Origin of the sequence: Rhizobium acidisoli (assembly GCF_002531755.2) — a bacterium.
In the GTDB taxonomy this organism is placed as follows: Bacteria; Pseudomonadota; Alphaproteobacteria; order Rhizobiales; family Rhizobiaceae; genus Rhizobium; species Rhizobium acidisoli.
On sequence record NZ_CP035002.1, the window covers coordinates 600,561 to 619,547 of the forward strand.

Here is an 18,987-nt window from a genome sequence, read left to right on the forward strand (position 1 = left end):
AATCAAGCGGATAGTGCGGACGTGAGGATAGCGAGATGGCTCGAAAGAACCCATTTTTGAACGTCATGAATGAAACGCCGGCAGACGAGAACCGCGATGTTCTGAACTACGCGATCAAAGGTGCGTCCAAATCGATCCTGAGTTCGATCGACGAGCTTGCGGCACGTGCAGACCGATTGCTTGAGGGTGAGACAGTCGTTGAACTTGATCCTGACCTGATCGACGCGTCGTTCGTGCGCGATCGCATCGAGGATGACGAGCAAGAATTCGGGCAGCTGCTTCTGGCCATTCGCGAGCGGGGCCAGGATAGCCCCATTTTAGTCCGGCCACACCCGATGCTGACGGGGCGCTATATGGTCGTGTTTGGCCATCGGCGTCTACGCGCGGCGAGGGTATTGGGACGAAGAGTTCGTGCCGTTGTCAAAGAATTGAAGGATAGCGACCATCTCGTTGCGCAGGGGCAGGAGAATTCGGCCCGCGCCAACCTGTCGTTTTTCGAGAAGGCGATGTTTGCAAGTGAGATTGCGCGGCTCCAATTGGATGGGGACAACGCGATCATTCTCTCGGCGCTCTCCGTGGACCGGGCCACTCTGTCGAAGATGTTGGCAGTGGCGAGCATGCCCGGCGAGGTGCTTGATTCCCTTGGCGCGGCGAAGGGCATCGGCCGGGATCGCTGGTACGAGCTGAAGACACTATTGGAGCGGCCCTCAAATTTGGAGAAGGCGCTTGCCTTCGTCAAGTCCGATGAGTTTGGCGCGAAAAGTGGCGATGATCGCTTCAATGCCTTGCTCATCCACATCAAAGCCGCGGGTCGGCCGGTTCCATCAAAATCGGTGAGTACGTCCAAATGGGTTTCCGAGGACAAGTCTGTTACTGCCGATGTGAAGAGCGACGGGCGGAATTACACGCTTGCCCTGAAGGCCAAGGATGCTATCGCGTTTGGAGACTTCCTGTCCGAAAGCCTGACCGATTTGTATAAGGCCTATCGACGCCGTAACGGTAATTAGGTGTCAAAGCGAGAAATAATTGCTCGAAATGCCCATCTGGCCGCAGCTCAAACAAAGCGACCGCGTGAAGTCGAGAGCCAAAAAGCAAGTTTCGGGAAAGCAGCGGGTTGATGGTTAGCCAAGTGCAGGTCCTGAATTCCATATAAGATCGTCGCCAACGCCCGCCCGTCGCGCCATCGTCGGTAGCGGAAGCGAAACTGGCTTTTGCTTCTGATTAGGGCTCTGCTTTGCATGTCTTCAACGAGTTATGGTTGTCGAGCCCGTATCTTTGAGGCCGTGCTACCGGTAAGCGGGGCAAATCCGGTGGCAATGCCAGCACAATGAGCAGGGACAAGCCTTCAGGCGCGTGCCGCAACCATGGAAGGGAGTGGCGGAACACGATGATCGTCGTCGCCGATGCCCAACCGGTCGCCAAGGTAGTGCCAGAACGACAGGCCAAGCTTCTGGCAGGTCTTCATCAGACCGAGCATGCTGTCACGCGCCTGCCGGCCGTTGCGACTGACCGTGCCGCCGGAAATCTTTCGCTTGATGACAAAGCCGCGCAGATCTCTTTCCGAGGCGTTCGTATGCAGCGGCGTCTCAGGCCGCTCCAGAACCCGCAGCAGCTCGGCCTTGCGGCGCTTCAACCGAGACAAGAGTTTGTCGAGGTCGCCATAGCCGGTGCGGATGGAGAATATCCGATCGAACCGGACCTGAAGGCCTTGGGCCGCTCGCCTACTAGGTCTTCGCTGGTAGTCTTTCAGAAGTTTGTAAAAAAGCCAGATCAGCTCGCGCAGCGTCTCGACATGCTTCACTTGGCCGGGTGTTGCCGGCATCAGCTTGTGCAGCAAACGTTCGGCGTGAACCCAACACAGCGCATGGGTGCCGACACGGAATTGTCCGGCATCGTCGGAGACAATCACCGCATTGCCGACCAGGCCATGATGGCGGATGGAGCCCCAGATGCCGGCCTCGGCAAACGGGCGAAGAGCGTCACTGTCAAAGATATCGACGCCATGTTCGGCCAGGTACGCGAGAAACGGAACCTGATTGGCAAACCGCCGCGGTTCACATGTATTCAAATGCGCCAGAAGGGCGGGGTCGACCTGACGATCTTCCAGAAAGGTGAAGGCGGCATCGTTGAGAACATAGTCCTGATAGTTGCCGCGCAGCAGGGCCAGAAAGTTCAGCCGCGACTTCGACGGCGCCGTGCGGAAGGCGGTGAAATACTCGCCTCCGATCTGTGTCGTATGGAAATTGCGGTTGGCATGACGGGCGCCAGTGTCGTCAACTGTGACAAAGGGAGCCGAGACCAGGCCCGCATGCAGCACGGCAGCATCCTCGGCATGAAAGCCATCCAGCCGCTCTGTCAAAAACCGGATGACCTGGCGTTTGGAAATCTCGACGCCGACATCGTTCAGCAAGGTCGTCAATCGCTGCGTCGTCACCTGCCCATGGCTATGAAGCATCAGGCAGAAGCGACGCAGCCTGGCGCCGTAGCCGCCCTTTATCCCCGCAGGCAGCGGCGCGACGATCGTGCGTCCATCCGGAGTCACCCAGCATTCGCGGCGATAGCGCACCACTTCGGCCCGCACGACCAGATCCCGCACCACGCAATCCTTGTAGCCCTTGAAGCGCGATCCGGGTGGTGCGTTGGCAGGCAGCACCTCTTCGCGCGTGACGCTGCCCTTGTCGCCTTTCGGCCCGCGACGCCGCGCAGGCTTTCGGCTGCCGGCAACCGTTTTGTCACTCGTTGCCTGTTCCATGCCCGATGGCCTGAAGGGTGGGCGCGGCGGCAGGTTTTTGAGCCGCGCAATCTCGTCGCGCAGAAGCTGGTTGTCGACCTTCAGCCGCGTGTTCTCTACCCTGAGCAGGTCGTTTTCTTCACGAAGCTTTCGGTTGTCAGCCTCAAGCTTCTCGATCCGGATTTCTGCCCGATCAGCCCGCTCCACCAGACCAGTCACCAACTCCCGCAGCGCCTTCAGCGACAGCGTGTCGGCATGCTCGACCATGGGGAGGCGGCGCTTCGTCATAAAGGAAGTGAATCATGATTCACAAAAAACAGGAATCCCTTCTGCCACCAGATCTGCTCCAGTTACGTGCTACCGTGCTACCCGACTTACGGTGGTCGCCTTAGGGAGAACGTTAAGGATTCGCGGGCGCGCGCATGCGCCGGATCGTTCGAATGACGCGGGTCGTCCAAACGGCGGCCGTCTTGGCCCGGGTGAGGACGACTGTGTGGCCGGGCGGATGAAGGAGTCAGCGCAGTAGCTACCAAGTGGCGCCGGATTTGGTGATTGTGCATTTGAGGAGGCGGCTAACGGGGAATACAATCTAGCGCAGTTGACGCGAAACACATATTGACGGTACGGCAAAGCGATAGCGCAAAGGGCGGCTACAGACGGTAAGCAAGGAAGAGCTGCGGAACATGGACTTGAAACGGGCGGTGGATTTTTTCCTGGCTTTGATTGTTTCGATGGTCCTGTTCGTTCCGATCCTTATCGTCGCTGTTTGTGTTCGCTTTACCTCGCCCGGACCCATCCTCTATTGGTCAAAACGTGTCGGCCGTTTCAATCGGATCTTCCTGATGCCGAAATTCCGCAGCATGCGCGTCGACACGCCAACGGTCGCCACGCATCTGCTCGATAATCCGGATCGGTTTTTGACACCCATCGGCTCGTTTCTGCGCAAATCGAGCCTCGACGAACTGCCGCAACTCTGGTGCATTCTGAGGGGCAGGATGAGTTTCGTCGGCCCACGGCCGGCGCTTTATAATCAGGATGATCTGATCGAGCTGCGGACGGCCCAGGGTGTCGACCAGCTTCTGCCCGGATTGACCGGGTGGGCGCAGATCAACGGCCGCGACGAGTTGCCTGTTCCGGAGAAGGTGAAATTCGACGTCGAATATCTGAGGCGGCGTTCATTTGGCTTCGACATGCGCATCCTGTTTCTGACCGCAGGCAAGGTAATCCGCCGCAAGGGAATACGGCACTAGGCTACCTACTTCTGATAGATAAGCGGTGCGGAAGACCTTGGTCTCCGATTATTTCAGTTGCGCTCGTTGCAGAAAGCGACAAGAAGGTGGTTGTCTGTTGATCTGCGAGACGCTGGTGAGCGATGCCTGAAAATTCTCCCTCTGAGACATCGCGCTCACGATGGTTGTTGGTGCCGATGCAAGCGCTCGTCGCCCCTTTGCTGGCGATGCCGCGGGTTGCCAAACGCGCTCTGGCATTGCTGGTGGATTCCAGCTTTTGTGTTCTGACGATCTGGCTGGCCTATTGCTTCCGGCTGAATGAATGGACGGTGCTGACCGGCGTGCAGTGGTTGCCGGTTTTCGTTTCGCTGTGCATGGCGCTTCCCATCTTCATCGTCATGGGTATGTATCGGGCGATCTTCCGTTATGCCAATCTGGCCGCGTTCATCACCGTTTTAAAGGCGATTGCGATCTACGGCTTCGCCTTCATGACGATATTTACGGCTCTCAGCGTGCCGGGTGTTCCGAGAACCGTCGGCATTCTTCAGCCTTTCCTGCTGCTGATCGGGATCGGGCTGTCGCGGCTGGGTATCCGTTATTGGCTGGGCGATGCCTACCAGCGTATCCTTCACAAGAATATGCTCGCGAAGGTCCTCATCTATGGGGCGGGCAAGGCCGGGCGGCAACTTGCGGCTGCCCTGACGAACAGCGCCGAACTCAACGTCGTCGGCTATCTGGATGATGATCCGCGCCTCAAGGGCGGCGTCATGGGCGGCTTGCCGATCTATGACCCCTCGGATCTTCCGGTGCTTGCCGAAACCCTTGGCGTGCACAATGTGCTTCTTGCTTTGCCATCTGCCTCCCGCCAGCGGCGCAACGAAATCCTGGAGCATATCCGCAAAGCCAGGGTGAATGTTCGTACATTGCCGGATCTCACGGCACTCGCTCAGGGACGTGTCGCCGTCTCCGATATTCGTGAGCTGGAGATCGAAGATCTGCTGGGGAGAGAAGCGGTCGCGCCGCGGCAGGAATTGCTCGACAAGGCGATGCGCAACAAGGTGGTGATGGTGACGGGCGCCGGCGGCTCGATCGGCGGCGAGTTGTGCCGCCAGATTCTGCGCAATGCGCCTTCCAGCCTGATCCTCCTCGATCAGAACGAGTTTGCGCTTTACAATATCGATGCCGAATTGCGGAAGCTGGCCGAACTCTACGAGCATGAAAATCTGCAGATCGTTCCGATCCTCTGTTCCGTCCGCGATCAGGACCGCATGGAGCATATCATCCAGAGCTGGCGGCCGCAGACGCTCTATCATGCCGCCGCCTACAAGCATGTGCCGCTTGTCGAACATAATGCCGTTGAAGGCATCAAGAACAACGTCATGGGCACGCTTGTTGCGGCGCGCGCGGCGCGTAAATACGGCGTCTCGAATTTCGTGCTGATCAGTACGGATAAGGCCGTGCGTCCGACAAATGTGATGGGCGCCAGCAAGAGGCTGGCGGAGATGGTTCTGCAGGCGCTCGCCGCAGAATCGGCAACCGACAGACTGCGGACGAATTTTTCCATGGTCCGCTTCGGAAACGTCCTCGGCTCCTCCGGATCCGTCGTGCCGCTTTTCAGGCAGCAGATCAAGGAAGGCGGCCCCGTTACCCTGACGCACCGTGAAATAACCCGCTATTTCATGACCATTTCGGAAGCCTCGCAGCTCGTCATCCAGGCCGGCGCGATGGGCGAGGGCGGCGATGTTTTCCTGCTCGATATGGGAGAGCCCGTTCGCATCGCCGATCTTGCCCGCAAGATGGTGGAGCTGTCCGGTCTGAGCGTCCGCGACAACAACACCCCCGAAGGCGATATCGAGCTTTCCGTGACCGGCCTCAGGCCGGGCGAGAAGCTCTATGAAGAACTGCTGATCGGGGATAATCCGGAAACAACCGAACATCCCCGGATCATGAAGGCGCGTGAGGATTTCCTGTTGTGGCCGGAGCTTTTGAAGAGGCTCAACTCGCTCAACGCGGCATTGGATCGGAACGATATGGCCGCTGCACGTGCGATATTGGCCGAGCTTGTTTCGGGCTATTCGTCGACGGGTGAGGTCTCGGATCTGGCATTCACCGGCGCCGAAACCAATACGGCCGCCTGAGCCATCACGGGCGTCGAAGCACGTCTGCGTCAAACTTGATTTATGCAACGCACCGCAGCCCACTTCCGCGGGCGACAGGCATCAGTTTCGAACGACGGGCGCAAAGCCCGTGCTGCCGCGATCGACGCAAATAAGCGCGACGAGATAGGCGAAGATCGGATCCAGGGCCTTCTGATTGAACATGATGCCGAAGCTGCCGGTTATAACGTAGCTGCTGACGAGCAGCAGAGCCAGCGCAATGGCCAGATCCCGGCCCGGCCCGGCTTCCTTTCTCCAAGCGCCGATCAGCGGCGTCGCGAGCATCAGCGAAAGCGCTGCAATGCCGAAAATACCGGCGTCGATCCCCGCGGTCAGAAAACCGTTGTGAACATGGGAATAGGTCAGTTGCGGCCTTAGGCTGTCGGGCAGCTCTGCCAACACCGAGGCCATCCGATTTTGTGGGCCATACCCCGTCAACGGGTCCTTGCTGATTGCCGATATTGCGCCTTTGTAAAGCGCAAACCGTGCACTCAGCGACGTGACTTCGCCGTCGCTGCGTTCGAGCGATGCCATATTTTCCTGCAGCGCCTCGATGCGGTGAAGGATTTGGCCGCTGCCCAGGGCGATAATGCCCGCAAACAGCAAAGAGCCTGTGATGGCAAGGCTGCGTAAGCTCAGATGGAAGCTGTGTTTGCTAAAATACCAGAGAAAGATGACGATATGAACGGGAATGACCAGCCAGGCCGAGCGCGTTCCCGAAAGCAGGACGCAGCCCAGACCGGCGGCATATCCCAGTATGGCAATTCGTTGCTCGACACTCTTGGGTGATTGAACGTTGAGAAGCGCGATGCCACCGAAAAGAATGCCTATGACGCCCAGCAGTGCAGCGTTCGATGTCCCGGCCTCCGCCCTTTCCATCAGGAACATGATCTGCAGCAGACTGAAAAGAAAGGTAATGATCATGCCGATACCTGCGCCGAGAATAAACAGCGGCACAAGGCGGCCATCGGGGGACTGGCGCATTCGCGGCAACAACAGCCAGACCGAAAAGAAAGGCAGCAGCCGGAATATCCAGTCCAGTTCTTCGGAGTAGGGTGGATTGACGAATATGCTCGCGATCATCACCAGTGGATAGATGGACATGCCAATGGCAACCAGCCGGTCGGATTTCGACAGGTTCAAGGCCAGGCTGCCCGTCGCTAGACAGTAGAGGCCCCACACCATCGATCCGAGAAGAATGAACGAGTTAAAGTTCGGCGAAAGTCCGGGAAGGATTGCAAACAGAAACACCGCGATGCGGTTGTTCCGATCGAGTGCGCTTCCCGCCCCATTTTCGGGATAGAGCACTGCTATCTTCAGTTGTCTGAGGTATTTCACTTGCCGATCCTGACCACGCTGATGCCGTTTCGCTAAGGATCGTGATCACGCCTGTCAAGCGGGGGATTGCGTGCAATCTATGGCTTTAAGTCTCGTTGTATTCCGGCAACAGGATCGATGGGCGAAGGTGGTTGTATTAAATGTCGGAATCCGACACATCGCCAGCTTCAGCAGGAAACACGTTTGAGGTGCAGGTTGGTCGAGGTTTGGTCGGCATATATTTTCGCACAAGATCACTGAGCGCATGTCACGCCTGGGGATTGGGCAGGCGCGTTGCATCGACGGAGATGATGCTATGGTACGCGGTCGTACGCCCAGCTTGGACCTCGCGGCCGTTAAAGTGTCACGGCTATCGCCAATAGCGGCGTGTCATATTATCGGTTGATGATCGACCGAGGAGATAGCCGAGGCCGAATGCCAGAATGCCGGCGCCAAGCACCAAGGCGCTTGCGGTTTGCGGGTGAGCCCTTGCGCAGGAGACGACGGCGTAGGCCTCCCGCTTCACCCCATCGGCGGCCGATATCGCGGCTTTGGTCAACCCCTCCGGCTGGTCGGCGGGTGTTCCGGTGAATCCGGCGTTCAAGTTTTGTCTGTCGGCCATGTCGGGACCTTTCCTGAAATGAGCTGGAGGGAGACGTTCAACTCTGCTCGCGTGTGCCGGGGGAAGCTTCGCGTTGATCGGCATCTTCGAGATCCGTTTTGACGAGGAACGCATCGGTATGTTCGCGCGCGGCCTCTCGCAGCGCCGCGAGGTCGGGAGGATTGCCGATTTCGCCCCGTGCATCGAGTTCATGCTCGGCCAGGGTCCAATGATGCCGGTGCTGGCCTTCCGGCCTGCCTTCTTTCTCCCAGAGGGAATATGCCCTTTTCCGGATTTCCTCCTCGCGGATCCCTGACGGCGATCCCCCGCTCTGCCTGTCGATTTCGTTTGCGGCTTGCCGAACCTTCTTCCGTCCGCGTGCGTCCGCGGCAGATGGCAATTCCGGCTGGGCGCCGTCTGCCTTGGTTTCGCTTGTCTTGCGTCGTGCTGGGTTTTTCATGAACGTCTCCTTGCGGATTTCAACCAACTCGGTCGATCTAAGTTCCAAAAAGAGTGTGTTGACGCGTGGTCCTCATCCTCTCGGGAATAAATTGGCAGGGCAGGATAACTGGTATATTAGTATGCCAAACTGCTTCACAGTCCGGGTATTGTTATGCCGCAGCTGTCAGAAACCGAAGTTTTGGTCGGCCCGTTGCAAGAGATCGGCGGCAGGCTGCGCCGGGTCACCACCGCCGGCGCCATATATGAGCGCCTGCATGCCAATATCCTCTCCCTGCGGATGCCACCTGGTATGTCGCTGCAGGAAAAGCGCATCGCCAAGGATTTCGGTGTCAGCCGCACACCGGTCCGCGAGGCTCTTCTGAGGCTTTCCGAAAGCGGGCTGGTCGATATCTATCCGCAGTCGGGTACTGTCGTGTCGCGGGTGCCGGTCTCGGCGATCCCTGAAGCGGTCGTCGTGCGCAAGGCGCTCGAAGGCACGACCGTTGAGACTGCTGCGCTGACCGCCACCGCTGCCGATATTGCCCGTCTCGATGCCATCATAGCCCGGCAGCGCTCGCATGCGGCGACCGGCAATGCCTCGGGCTTCCATGAAGAGGACGAGGCGTTTCACGAAGCGATCGCACAGATATCAGGTTATCCCGGCATCTGGGTGATCCTGAAGACGGTCAAGGTGCAGATCGACCGGGCGCGGCGGCTGACGCTGCCGGTGCTCGGGCGAATGGACAATGTGGTGCACGAACATATCATCATCCGCGATGCGCTCGCCGCCCATGACGCTGCGGCCGCACGTGATGCGATGATCCATCACCTGAGCGCCGTCATTCCCGATGTCGACGAGCTGCGCTCGCGTTACCCCGATTATTTCTGCTGACGGCAGATTGAGACACGAAACGAAAAGCAAGGAAGGAAGAAGGATGCGGCAAGGTTGGAGATGGTTTGGGCCGGAAGCGCCGGTGACGCTCGATGATGTCCGCCAGACGGGCGCGACCAATATCGTCTCTTCGCTGCACCAGGTGCCGATCGGCAAGGCCTGGACGGAAAACGAGGTGCGCGAGCGCCAGTCTCTGATCGAGACGACGCCCGGCGACCGTTCGCCGCTGGTCTGGTCAGTGGTCGAAAGCATTCCGATCCCCGATGCCGTCAAGCGCAAGGGCGGGGAGGCGAAGGCTGAAATCGAGGCGTGGATCGCCAGCCTCGAAGCGGTCGCTGCCTGCGGCATTCCGATCGTCTGCTATAATTTCATGCCGGTGGTCGACTGGACCCGCACCGATCTCGACTTCGTGACGCTGACGGGCGCCACCGCCATGCGCTTCGATCATGAGCGCTTCGCGGCCTTCGACCTCTTCGTTCTGGAACGGCCGGAAGCGGAAAAGCAATATTCCGCGGAAGACCGCGAACGGGCCCGTGTCGTCTTCGAGGCGATGTCGGAAGAAGAGGTTGCTGAGATCACCCGTATCATCACCTCGGCTTTGCCTGGTTCGACTACCGAGCCTTTGACCATTCCAGCCTTCCGGGAAAAATTGGTCGCCTATAGCGGCATCGACGCCGCACGGCTGCGCCGGCATCTGATTGAATTCCTGGAGGCGGTTACACCGGCTGCCGAGGCGCGTGGCGTCAAGCTGACGCTGCATCCCGATGATCCGCCGCGTTCGCTGTTCGGCCTTCCACGCATCGCCTCGACGGGAGACGATTATGCCGCTCTGTTCGATGCCGTGCCATCGCCGGCAAACGGCATGTGTTACTGCACCGGCAGTCTCGGCGTGCGCGCCGAAAACGACCTGCCGGCGATCGCCCGGCGCTTCGCCTCGCGCATTCACTTCGCCCATCTGCGTGCCACGACCCGCGAAGGCGATGGCCGGACCTTTCATGAAAGCGCGCATCTCGAAGGCGATGTCGACATGGTGGCGGTGCTCAGGGAACTGGTCGCAGAAGATAAGCGCCGCAGTGCCGAGGACACCATTGTCTTCCGGTCGGACCATGGCCACCGCATGCTCGACGATCTCGACAAGACCGTCACCCCCGGTTACCCGGCGATCGGCCGCATGCGCGGTCTCGCCGAGCTGCGCGGCATCCTGCATGCGCTGGGCGCTCCCCCGAACTGAGGCGGCCCGGATCGCCGCGTCGCGCCTTTAGCGGAAATCGTCGCGCTCTGAAGCCCAAGTAATGCTTCAGAGCGCGCAGCCCTTCAAGAACAGATCCGTGCACATCCTCGCCCTTGCGGCGATCTCTTCAATCCCGGGCGGCTGTTGCTGGCGGAGCATCGCGGCGCGCTGCGGCTCCAAAATCATCATGCCGCGCAGCATGCCACAGGCGGCATGCGGATCCTCGAGGGTTATCAGCCCGCGGTCGATCTGCTTGCGAAGCCAGGCCTCCATCAGCGTGTTGGTTCTGACGATGGCTTTCTCATAGAAGCTGGTGGCGATTTCGGGAAAACGGTCCGACTCGCTGATGACGAGCCGGGTCACGGTGATCGTATCCAGCGAGAGCGTCAGCATGCCATAGGCCGTCAGCATGCGCTCCAATCCCTGCCTCAGATCCGCCACGGCGAGTGTGCCGGGGTCGAGCGCCGTAACGAAGCGTCCCGTGCGCTCCGTGATCATGTCGGAAAAGAGATCCGCCTTGGTCGGGAACAGGCGGTAGAGCGTCTTGGTCGAAACCCCGGCTTCCTGTGCGATTGCAGCGATGCTTGCGGCGGCATAGCCACTCTCATGGAACTGCCGGTTGGCCGCTTCGATGATCACGCTTCTCGTATCGTCGTCGCAACGGACTTGCGGTCGGCCTCGCGGTCTCTTCTCGATTTCGTGATTTTGGACCATGATAATTTTCCAAATTCTCGTTGACATCCATTTTCTAATACATATTTTGGAAAACAGCAAGTTTCCAAAAGTACATTCCACCTGAATTCAAAGGCCGCGGCCGATAGCGACAGCGACCACTCTAAGGAGAGAGAGACAATGTCCATCAAAACGCTGCAGGCCTTGAACAACAACGCACCTGTCGCGGAGACCACGGCGGAAGCCGCCCCCGCAACCCTTGATGCCGGCGGCACACCGCGCATCGTCGAACCTGCCGTCGTGTCAGAGCCTCCCGCCCGCAGGCGCGCCGGCCGCGGATTGCTGGTCGGCGCAACCGCCATCGTCCTGACCGCCGCCGCAGCTTATTACGGCCATACCTACTGGACTGTCGGCCGCTTCGAGATCGCGACCGACGATGCCTATGTAAAGGCTGACAATAGCACCGTCGCACCGAAGGTATCGGGCTATATCGCCGATGTGCTGGTCAGCGATAACCAGGTGGTCAAGGCCGGCCAGCCGCTTGCCCGCATCGACGATCGCGACTTTCGCGCTGCCCTCGACCAGGCCAAGGCCGATGTCGCTGCGGCCGAAGCGACCGTCAAAGCCAAGCAGGCTTCGCTCGATATACAGCAGTCGACCATTGCCGCTGCCCGCGCCACGGTAGACGTCGACAAGGCCAATGAGACCTTTGCTGAACAAAACAACAAGCGTTATGCCAATCTCGCGACCAGCGGCTACGCGCCGGTACAGACGGCGCAACAGGCGGCTTCCGCTATCGCCGCGGCCCAGGCGACCATTATTCGCGACAGCGCCGCTCTGGATGCCGCCGTCAAGCAGGTCGATCTTCTGAACGCCGAACTCGCCCAGGCAAAGGCGACCCTTGCGCGCAGCCGGGCCGTCCAGCATCAGGCTGAGCTGAACCTCTCCTATGCAACCATTGCCGCGCCTGTCGACGGCAGTGTCGGCAACCGGACACTGCGTGTCGGCCAGTATGTCCAGGCCGGCACCCAGCTGATGTCGGTCGTGCCGACGAGCGCGGTCTATGTGATCGCCAACTACAAGGAGACGCAGCTCACCGATGTTCGGTCCGGCCAGCCGGTCGATATCGAGGTCGATACCTTCCCGGGCCGCATCTATCGCGGCCATGTCGACAGTCTTGCTCCGGCAAGCGGCCAGGAATTCGCCCTGCTGCCTCCCGACAATGCGACCGGCAACTTCACCAAGGTCGTGCAGCGCATCCCCGTCAAGATCGTCCTGGATGGGCAAGCTGCCAACGCCGACCTGCGTCCCGGCATGTCCGTCCAACCGAGCATCGACACCAAGGCCGATGCTAGCCGCAACTAGGCGCAGGGACCAGGAGATCGTGTCATGTCCAGCATTGCAGCCACCGCTGGGGCCATTTCGCAACCGCGCGCCAGCACCAGAGAATGGATCGCCGTCCTCGCCGGCATGATCGGCGCTTTCATGGCGATCCTCAACATCCAGATCACCAATGCCTCCCTCCTCGATATCGAGGGCGGCATCGGAACAGGCGTCGACAACGGCGCGTGGATCTCCACCTCCTACCTGATCGGCGAGATCGTCGTCATTCCGCTGACGGCCTATTTCAGCAGCGTGTTTTCGTTCCGCCGCTATATCCTGGTCAACTCCATCCTGTTTCCACTGTTTTCGATCGCCTGCGCCTTCGCCCATGATCTCGGCACGATGATCGTGCTGCGCGGCCTGCAGGGTTTTGCCGGCGGCGTGCTGATCCCGATGGCCTTCACCATGGTGCTGACCAAGCTGCCGAAACCGCAGCAGCCGCTCGGCCTGGCGATCTTTGCGCTCTCGGTCACCTTCGCGCCGGCAATCGGCCCGACCATCGGCGGCTATCTCACCGAAAACTACGGCTGGCAGACGATCTTCTTCATCAACGCCATCCCGAGTGCCGTCATGGCGGTGGCTCTTGCGCTGACGCTCGACAAGCAGCCGATGCAGCTCCACCTGCTGAGGCAAGGCGACTGGGCGGGAATTTTCACCATGGCGATTGGTCTCTCGGCGCTGCAGACAGTTCTCGAAGAAGGCAATAAGGAGGACTGGTTCTCCTCGCCCTTCATCGTCAAGCTCAGCATCCTCGCCTTCGTCTTCCTTGCCGCCTTCATCTGGATCGAGCTGACCGTCAAGAAGCCGCTGGTCAAACTCAGCCTGCTGACGCAGCGCAATTTCGGCATCGGCGTTGCCGTCAACGTGCTGGTCGGCGTCGCCCTCTTCGGCACCGTCTATATCCTGCCGCAATATCTCGGCCAGGTGCAGCGCTATAATGCCGAGCAGATCGGCATGGTGCTGGCCTGGACTGGTCTGCCGCAGCTGCTGCTGATCCCGCTGGTTCCGATGATGATGAAGCGCTTCGATGCGCGTTACATCGGCTTTCTGGGCATCTCGATCTTCGCGATCAGCTGCTTCATGAACGTCACGCTTTCGGCCGATATCGCGGGCGACCAGTTCTGGATCCCGAACATCGTTCGCGCCATCGGCCAGGCGCTGGTGCTGACGCCGATCACCGCCATCACCACCGCCGGTATCGCAGCCACTGATGCCGCCGCCGCCTCGGGCCTGACCAATATGCTGCGCAATCTCGGCGGCGCCGTCGGCACGGCAACGCTCGGCACGGTACTGACCAAGCGCGAGCAGTTTCACTCCAACATCATCGGCCAGTCGGTAACGCTTAGCCGCGATGAGGTCCGCGACCGGCTTGCGCAAACGACCGCCTATTTCATGCAGCACGGCATTTCCGACCCCGCTCTCGCCGGGCAGAAGGCCGTTGTCGCTCTCGGTCAGATCGTCAGGCGCCAGGCCCTGATCCTGGGCTTTGCCGATACCTTCGCCGTGATCGGCGTGGTTCTTGCCATTGCCGCCATCGCCCTGCTGCTCACCCAGAAGCCGCGGGCTGGCGCTGGCGCCGGCGCGCACTGACAACGGCCTCCGGCGACAGCTGCAAAAGCTGCGCCGGAGAAAAGCCTGCGTCGCGCGCTCTGTCGGGCGCGGGGCCTTCTACTATGAAATCTCGACGGTAAAGGCGAAGCGAGCGATCGCGCCCGGCGCCAGGATCGTCGTCGATGGCCGCTTCGAAAGCTCGCCAGAGCTTCCAGCTTCCGCCGCCGTTCCATGCCAAGGCTCGATGCAGAGGAAGGGCGCGCCCGGTTTGGTCCACAGGGCGAGATTGGGCAGGTTTTCGAACCGGAACCGCATGGTCGGCCCGTCTTCGCCGCCATAACTCAAGCCTTCGCCCGCTCCTTGCGGAAAGATCATCGCATCCTCATCGAACATTGCGTGATCGAGCACCAGCCGGCCGTCCTTGAACGGCGAGGGCAGCGGCGTAGGGTTGACGAGGCCACCCTGCAGCCGCACAAGCGGCGGCTCACCCTTATTGTCGAGCGTAACGAGATGGGCGTGCCCGGCAGCACCCGGCAGCGGCCAGACAAAGGCCGAATGGAACCCGAGGCCAAACGGCATCGGCTTTTGGTCGCGGTTGGCAACGTCTGCCGTCACCGTCAGGGCGCGTCCCTCGATCGCATGGGTCACAGCCAGCTGAAAATCGAATGGATAGACCGCCTGGGTGGCCGCCGAGGCGACCAGTTCGTATCGGCACATCGTCGCGGTGGATTCCGCAAGCGCAAATTCGCTGCGGCGCGCAAAACCATGCTGAGCCATCGGATAGATCGTGCCGTCAATGGCTATCTTGTCATCCGGCGCCTTGCCGACGATCGGGAAAAGGATCGGCGACCGTCCGCTCCAGAAGGCTGCGTCGCCCGTCCACAGCCATGAGCGCCCGTCGCTGGTGGAGAGCGCCTGCATCTCGGCCCCGAGGGAGGAGATGTCGACAGTGAGATGCTGGTTTCCAATCCGCATCGAGCTTGGCATCGCAATTCCCTTTCGCTGGTTCGGCACCAAGCCATATCTTTCTGCGCCGTTGATTTCCACTCAATAGGGAAGGGAGCGGCCTCCGCCGTCACACAGCGTTATTTCCGCACCGCGCCCAATCGCGCGATTACCTCGTTCGGGATGCCGTAGCGCTGAACGGCGTCGCGGTTGTTTCTGAGCCCGCAGATCTCACGCTGGATGAAGAAGGCCCAAACGGCGTCGGACGCTGCATTGAGAAGTGTCTCGCGTTCTTCGGCACTCTGGCGGTCGGCGGCCCAGGCCTTCAGCGCGGCAAGTGCTGACTCCACCTTCAGCCCGTGACGCCCGAGCGCATCGGCGCGTTCCGACATCAGCTCGTATTCGAGGACGTTGAAGCCGTTTGCATTCTGCTGCGACTGTCGGAAGGATTGCGGCGGACGGACGCTCATTGGCACAGCTTCTCCTTGGCGCGAGCCACGATACTATCCAATCCTGTCCCAAATTAAAGAAGCAAGCATGATGTCGGCGAAACCGCCCGCACTTCGAAAGGGGCGGAAACGGGGCCTATCCTGCCATTTCCATGCGTGGCATAAGGGCGCCTAAATCTTTCCCCGGGTCCCGCGCACATCATGATTCGTATCGAGAATATCAGCAAACAACTCAGTCATCGGATCCTCTTCATCGAGGCGTCTGCAGCGCTCAACAGAGGCGAGAAGATCGGCCTCGTCGGCCCGAACGGTGCCGGCAAGACGACGATCTTCCGGATGATCAACGGCGAGGAGCAGCCCGACGAAGGGCAGGTCTCCTGCGAAAAGGGCGTCACCATCGGCTACTTCAACCAGGACGTCGGTGAGATGGCGGGTCACAGTGCCGTCGCCGAGGTGATGAACGGCGCCGGCCCGGTCAGCCTCGTTGCCGGGCAATTGCGTGAGCTCGAGGCGGCCATGGCCGATCACGAGCAGGCCGACGACATGGACAAGATCATCGAGCGTTATGGCGAGGTGCAGGCGCGTTACGAGGAACTGGACGGTTATGCGCTCGAAGGGCGCGCCCGCGAAGTGCTCGCCGGCCTGAGCTTCAGCCAGGAGATGATGGACGGCGATGTCGGGGCGTTGTCGGGCGGCTGGAAGATGCGCGTGGCGCTCGCCCGCATCCTGCTCATGCGTCCCGATGTCATGCTGCTCGATGAGCCGAGCAACCATCTGGATCTCGAAAGCCTGATCTGGCTGGAGGAGTTCCTGAAAGGCTACGAAGGTGCGCTGCTGATGACCTCGCACGACCGCGAGTTCATGAACCGCATCATCACCAAGATCATCGAGATCGAGGGCGGCGCATTGACGACCTATTCGGGCGATTACGAATTCTACGAGCAGCAGCGGGCACAGAACGAGAAGCAGCAACTGGCCCAGTTCGAGCGCCAGCAGGCGATGCTGGCCAAGGAAATCAAGTTCATCGAGCGGTTCAAGGCGCGGGCTTCGCATGCCTCGCAGGTGCAGAGCCGCGTCAAGAAGCTGGAGAAGATCGACCGGGTGGAGCCGCCCAAGCGCCGTCAGGTCGTTTCCTTCGAATTCCAGCCGGCGCCGCGATCCGGCGAGGACGTGGTCAGCCTCAAGAACGTCCACAAGAAGTACGGCAGCCGAAGCATCTATGAAGGGCTGGATTTCATGGTGCGGCGGCGGGAGCGCTGGTGCATCATGGGCATCAACGGCGCCGGCAAGTCGACACTGCTGAAGCTGGTGACGGGTACCGCCGAGCCTGATGAAGGCAGCGTCGCTCTCGGCGCCAGCGTCAAGATGGGCTATTTCGCCCAGCACGCCATGGATATTCTCGACGGCGAGCACACCGTTTTCCAAGCGCTGGAAGACCGGTTTCCGCAAGCGGGGCAGGGGCCGTTGCGGGCGCTCGCCGGATGTTTCGGCTTTTCCGGCGACGATGTCGAGAAGCGGTGCCGCGTGCTGTCGGGCGGCGAGAAGGCGCGGCTGGTCATGGCGATAATGCTGTTCGACCCGCCGAACCTGCTGGTGCTCGACGAGCCGACGAACCATCTCGACCTCGACACCAAGGAGATGCTGATCAAGGCGTTGTCGCAATATGAGGGCACCATGCTGTTCGTCTCGCATGACCGGCATTTCCTCGCCGCACTCTCCAACCGGGTGCTGGAGCTGACGCCCGAGGGCATCCATCAATATGGCGGCGGCTACACCGAATATGTTGCGCGCACCGGTCACGAGGCGCCGGGTCTCAGGAACTGACGATTATTTTGTGCGACATGTCGAAACCGTCGGCGTCGAAGCGACCAGCAACGAGCCGGCCGGCGATATCGGCCGGACGGTCGGAGCAACGGAGGAGAACCGCCCATGCTGCTGGACAGGATCGAGGTCATCACCCTGTTCGTCGACGAGATCGACGCGGCGAGGGCATTTTATCAAAAGGTCTTTGCCGCCGATCTCGTCTACCAGGACGACGTCTGCTCGGTGCTGAAATTTTCGGAAACGATGGTCAATCTGCTGCAGGTAAGCGAAGCGCCTCAGCTGGTCGAGCCCTCGACGGTGGCGGCATCCGGCTCGGGCAGTCGCGTTCTGCTGACGATCAAGGTCGATGATGTCGATGCGGTCTGCACGGAGCTGCGAAGGCTTGGCGTGACGCTGCTCAACGGTCCGATCGATCGTCCATGGGGCCGCCGTACGGCCGCTTTTGCGGATCCGTCCGGTCATGTCTGGGAGGTTGCGCAGGAACTGCGCTAAACGTTGCATCCAAGGCCTCGGCAGGCCGCTTCCTTCTCGCGAAGGACGGATTCGGTGCTTATTGCCACGATGATGACCAAATTCCGTGGTGTTCGGAGCCCTCTTCATGCAATCGGGACCGGGCGCATCGGCATGGACTGGATCAATCGCTATATCGATCAGCCGCTACTGCACGGCGCGGCGGGCTTGCTGCGGAGCTGGCATCTTCGCACGCGGCAACCGCCGGAGCTGCTGGAGCCGACATGGAATCTCGTCGTGCTCGCCTTTCTGCTGATCGCCAGCGGGCAGGTCCTGGCCGGCAAACCGTTCGCGCTCGGTGTTGCCGCGCTGATCATGCTGGCGCTGCCGTCAGCACGAAAACTGCTTTCGGCCGTGAAGGCAAGGGGAGGCGGCTACGGCGCCCGGGAGTACAAGTCGCTGAGAGCACGCGCCATCGCCAAACGCGAGGCGGAGTGGTCGGTGCGGATCATCGTCCTGTTTTCCTCCGCCTGCCTTCCCTTCATCGCCCGCATCGATGACCCGGCGGGAGCCTGTTTCATGCTGGGGGCGAGCATCTGGTTCGTCCTGACCGGGCCGCTCAAGGCCTATCTAGATGCGGCCGAGCCCCCGAGCCGAATGAAGGCGACAGGATGTTCAGCGGCGCCTTCCATTTCGGCTGAACCAGGCCGATGCGGTTGCATCCGCCGGCCGTGAGAGGGACAGGGAACCAAATGGGGTCGGCCTCCGTTATGTGAGCAGCAACGTAAAAGGAGATTGCGATGCTTTATTACGCTCTGGTGTTTCTCGTTGTGGCCTTGATTGCCGGCGTCCTCGGATTTGGCGGTATAGCAGGGGCTTCAGCTTCTATTGCCCAGGTTCTGTTCTTTATTTTCCTGGTGCTGTTCGTCGTATCTCTCGTCATGCGCTTTATGCGAAGAGTATAAAAGCGGATCGAGCAAGTATAAAAACCCGGCGAACACATCGCCGGGTTTTTCTTTATTGCCACCTTTGGCGTCTCCACCACTGACGGTTTCCGTCCGGTTGCGGTCGGCCCCTGCAAAATCCGCATGAGCCGCTGCATGAATGCCGCCCAC

At 60.3% G+C, this 18,987-nt stretch carries 17 protein-coding genes and 1 pseudogene; 11 read left to right on the forward strand and 7 right to left on the reverse strand.

Annotated elements, in window-relative coordinates; translation table 11 throughout:
* Nucleotides 1–35: 35 nt before the first annotated feature.
* Nucleotides 36–1,007 (forward strand): plasmid partitioning protein RepB, encoded by a 972-nt coding sequence (gene repB, locus CO657_RS35220; protein ID WP_054185130.1) that lies wholly within the window; start codon nt 36–38, stop codon nt 1,005–1,007.
* Nucleotides 1,008–1,345: 338 nt separating this feature from the next.
* Here the strand turns inward: repB and CO657_RS35225 are convergent, their stop codons facing one another.
* Nucleotides 1,346–3,019, reverse strand: a complete 1,674-nt coding sequence (locus tag CO657_RS35225; protein WP_128715652.1) for an IS66 family transposase — start codon at nt 3,017–3,019, stop codon at nt 1,346–1,348.
* 395 nt (nt 3,020–3,414) lie between these two features.
* On the opposite strand from CO657_RS35225, the gene CO657_RS35230 reads away from it, so the two are divergent.
* Both CO657_RS35230 and CO657_RS35235 read left to right on the forward strand, forming a co-directional pair.
* Nucleotides 3,415–3,981: a sugar transferase gene (locus tag CO657_RS35230; RefSeq protein WP_054185004.1), complete on the forward strand. Its 567-nt coding sequence runs from the start codon at nt 3,415–3,417 to the stop codon at nt 3,979–3,981.
* 122 nt (nt 3,982–4,103) lie between these two features.
* Complete coding sequence (locus CO657_RS35235; RefSeq protein ID WP_054185003.1) at nt 4,104–6,098, forward strand: polysaccharide biosynthesis protein; 1,995 nt, start codon at nt 4,104–4,106, stop codon at nt 6,096–6,098.
* Between the two features lie 81 nt (nt 6,099–6,179).
* On the opposite strand, the gene CO657_RS35240 is transcribed toward CO657_RS35235, so the two are convergent.
* From CO657_RS35240 to CO657_RS35250, 3 genes are all read right to left on the reverse strand, one after another.
* The gene (locus tag CO657_RS35240; RefSeq protein ID WP_054185002.1) at nt 6,180–7,454 is read right to left on the reverse strand and encodes an O-antigen ligase family protein; all 1,275 of its coding nucleotides are present in this window, start codon (nt 7,452–7,454) and stop codon (nt 6,180–6,182) included.
* Between the two features lie 349 nt (nt 7,455–7,803).
* Nucleotides 7,804–8,055 (reverse strand): hypothetical protein, encoded by a 252-nt coding sequence (locus tag CO657_RS35245; protein ID WP_054185001.1) that lies wholly within the window; start codon nt 8,053–8,055, stop codon nt 7,804–7,806.
* Nucleotides 8,056–8,092: 37 nt separating this feature from the next.
* Nucleotides 8,093–8,494, reverse strand: a complete 402-nt coding sequence (locus CO657_RS35250) for a DUF2934 domain-containing protein (protein WP_054185000.1) — start codon at nt 8,492–8,494, stop codon at nt 8,093–8,095.
* Nucleotides 8,495–8,647: 153 nt separating this feature from the next.
* Here CO657_RS35250 and CO657_RS35255 point away from each other — a divergent pair, with 153 nt between their 5' ends.
* Nucleotides 8,648–9,367: a GntR family transcriptional regulator gene (locus CO657_RS35255; protein WP_054184999.1), complete on the forward strand. Its 720-nt coding sequence runs from the start codon at nt 8,648–8,650 to the stop codon at nt 9,365–9,367.
* Nucleotides 9,368–9,410: 43 nt separating this feature from the next.
* Complete coding sequence (gene uxuA / locus CO657_RS35260; protein WP_054184998.1) at nt 9,411–10,598, forward strand: mannonate dehydratase; 1,188 nt, start codon at nt 9,411–9,413, stop codon at nt 10,596–10,598.
* A gap of 66 nt (nt 10,599–10,664) precedes the next feature.
* On the opposite strand, the gene CO657_RS35265 is transcribed toward uxuA, so the two are convergent.
* The gene (locus CO657_RS35265; protein ID WP_054184997.1) at nt 10,665–11,312 is read right to left on the reverse strand and encodes a TetR/AcrR family transcriptional regulator; all 648 of its coding nucleotides are present in this window, start codon (nt 11,310–11,312) and stop codon (nt 10,665–10,667) included.
* A 138-nt stretch (nt 11,313–11,450) separates the two neighbouring features.
* Here CO657_RS35265 and CO657_RS35270 point away from each other — a divergent pair, with 138 nt between their 5' ends.
* A complete protein-coding gene (locus CO657_RS35270) occupies nt 11,451–12,635 on the forward strand; it encodes an HlyD family secretion protein (protein ID WP_054184996.1) in 1,185 nt (394 codons plus the stop codon).
* Nucleotides 12,636–12,659: 24 nt separating this feature from the next.
* Nucleotides 12,660–14,243 (forward strand): DHA2 family efflux MFS transporter permease subunit, encoded by a 1,584-nt coding sequence (locus tag CO657_RS35275; RefSeq protein ID WP_054184995.1) that lies wholly within the window; start codon nt 12,660–12,662, stop codon nt 14,241–14,243.
* Nucleotides 14,244–14,324: 81 nt separating this feature from the next.
* Here CO657_RS35275 and CO657_RS35280 read toward each other — a convergent pair whose 3' ends face one another.
* Together CO657_RS35280 and CO657_RS35285 are read right to left on the reverse strand one after the other, a co-directional pair.
* Entirely contained in the window at nt 14,325–15,191 is an 867-nt protein-coding gene (locus tag CO657_RS35280) for an aldose 1-epimerase family protein (RefSeq protein ID WP_054185015.1), read from the reverse strand.
* Nucleotides 15,192–15,289: 98 nt separating this feature from the next.
* Nucleotides 15,290–15,619 carry a DUF6665 family protein gene (locus CO657_RS35285; protein WP_054184994.1) on the reverse strand — a complete coding sequence of 110 codons (330 nt, stop codon included), beginning with the start codon at nt 15,617–15,619 and terminating at the stop codon, nt 15,290–15,292.
* Nucleotides 15,620–15,799: 180 nt separating this feature from the next.
* Here CO657_RS35285 and CO657_RS35290 point away from each other — a divergent pair, with 180 nt between their 5' ends.
* From CO657_RS35290 to CO657_RS35305, 4 genes and pseudogenes are all read left to right on the forward strand, one after another.
* On the forward strand, nt 15,800–17,422 hold the full coding sequence (locus CO657_RS35290) for an ABC-F family ATP-binding cassette domain-containing protein (protein WP_054184993.1): 1,623 nt from the start codon (nt 15,800–15,802) through the stop codon (nt 17,420–17,422).
* 105 nt (nt 17,423–17,527) lie between these two features.
* Entirely contained in the window at nt 17,528–17,914 is a 387-nt protein-coding gene (locus tag CO657_RS35295) for a VOC family protein (RefSeq protein ID WP_054184992.1), read from the forward strand.
* Nucleotides 17,915–17,983: 69 nt separating this feature from the next.
* A pseudogene (locus CO657_RS35300) lies at nt 17,984–18,573 on the forward strand (hypothetical protein).
* Between the two features lie 99 nt (nt 18,574–18,672).
* Entirely contained in the window at nt 18,673–18,837 is a 165-nt protein-coding gene (locus CO657_RS35305) for a DUF1328 domain-containing protein (protein ID WP_003571841.1), read from the forward strand.
* Nucleotides 18,838–18,987: the final 150 nt, after the last annotated feature.

Excerpts from the sequence above, each read along its gene's own strand:
- repB (WP_054185130.1), top strand. The coding sequence starts at position 36 with ATGGCTCGAAAGAACCCATTTTTGAACGTCATGAATGAAACGCCGGCA.
- CO657_RS35225 (WP_128715652.1), bottom strand. The coding sequence starts at position 3,019 with ATGACGAAGCGCCGCCTCCCCATGGTCGAGCATGCCGACACGCTGTCG.
- CO657_RS35230 (WP_054185004.1), top strand. The coding sequence starts at position 3,415 with ATGGACTTGAAACGGGCGGTGGATTTTTTCCTGGCTTTGATTGTTTCG.
- CO657_RS35235 (WP_054185003.1), top strand. The coding sequence starts at position 4,104 with ATGCCTGAAAATTCTCCCTCTGAGACATCGCGCTCACGATGGTTGTTG.
- CO657_RS35245 (WP_054185001.1), bottom strand. The coding sequence starts at position 8,055 with ATGGCCGACAGACAAAACTTGAACGCCGGATTCACCGGAACACCCGCC.
- CO657_RS35250 (WP_054185000.1), bottom strand. The coding sequence starts at position 8,494 with ATGAAAAACCCAGCACGACGCAAGACAAGCGAAACCAAGGCAGACGGC.
- CO657_RS35255 (WP_054184999.1), top strand. The coding sequence starts at position 8,648 with ATGCCGCAGCTGTCAGAAACCGAAGTTTTGGTCGGCCCGTTGCAAGAG.
- uxuA (WP_054184998.1), top strand. The coding sequence starts at position 9,411 with ATGCGGCAAGGTTGGAGATGGTTTGGGCCGGAAGCGCCGGTGACGCTC.
- CO657_RS35265 (WP_054184997.1), bottom strand. The coding sequence starts at position 11,312 with ATGGTCCAAAATCACGAAATCGAGAAGAGACCGCGAGGCCGACCGCAA.
- CO657_RS35270 (WP_054184996.1), top strand. The coding sequence starts at position 11,451 with ATGTCCATCAAAACGCTGCAGGCCTTGAACAACAACGCACCTGTCGCG.
- CO657_RS35275 (WP_054184995.1), top strand. The coding sequence starts at position 12,660 with ATGTCCAGCATTGCAGCCACCGCTGGGGCCATTTCGCAACCGCGCGCC.
- CO657_RS35280 (WP_054185015.1), bottom strand. The coding sequence starts at position 15,191 with ATGCCAAGCTCGATGCGGATTGGAAACCAGCATCTCACTGTCGACATC.
- CO657_RS35285 (WP_054184994.1), bottom strand. The coding sequence starts at position 15,619 with ATGAGCGTCCGTCCGCCGCAATCCTTCCGACAGTCGCAGCAGAATGCA.
- CO657_RS35290 (WP_054184993.1), top strand. The coding sequence starts at position 15,800 with ATGATTCGTATCGAGAATATCAGCAAACAACTCAGTCATCGGATCCTC.
- CO657_RS35295 (WP_054184992.1), top strand. The coding sequence starts at position 17,528 with ATGCTGCTGGACAGGATCGAGGTCATCACCCTGTTCGTCGACGAGATC.
- CO657_RS35305 (WP_003571841.1), top strand. The coding sequence starts at position 18,673 with ATGCTTTATTACGCTCTGGTGTTTCTCGTTGTGGCCTTGATTGCCGGC.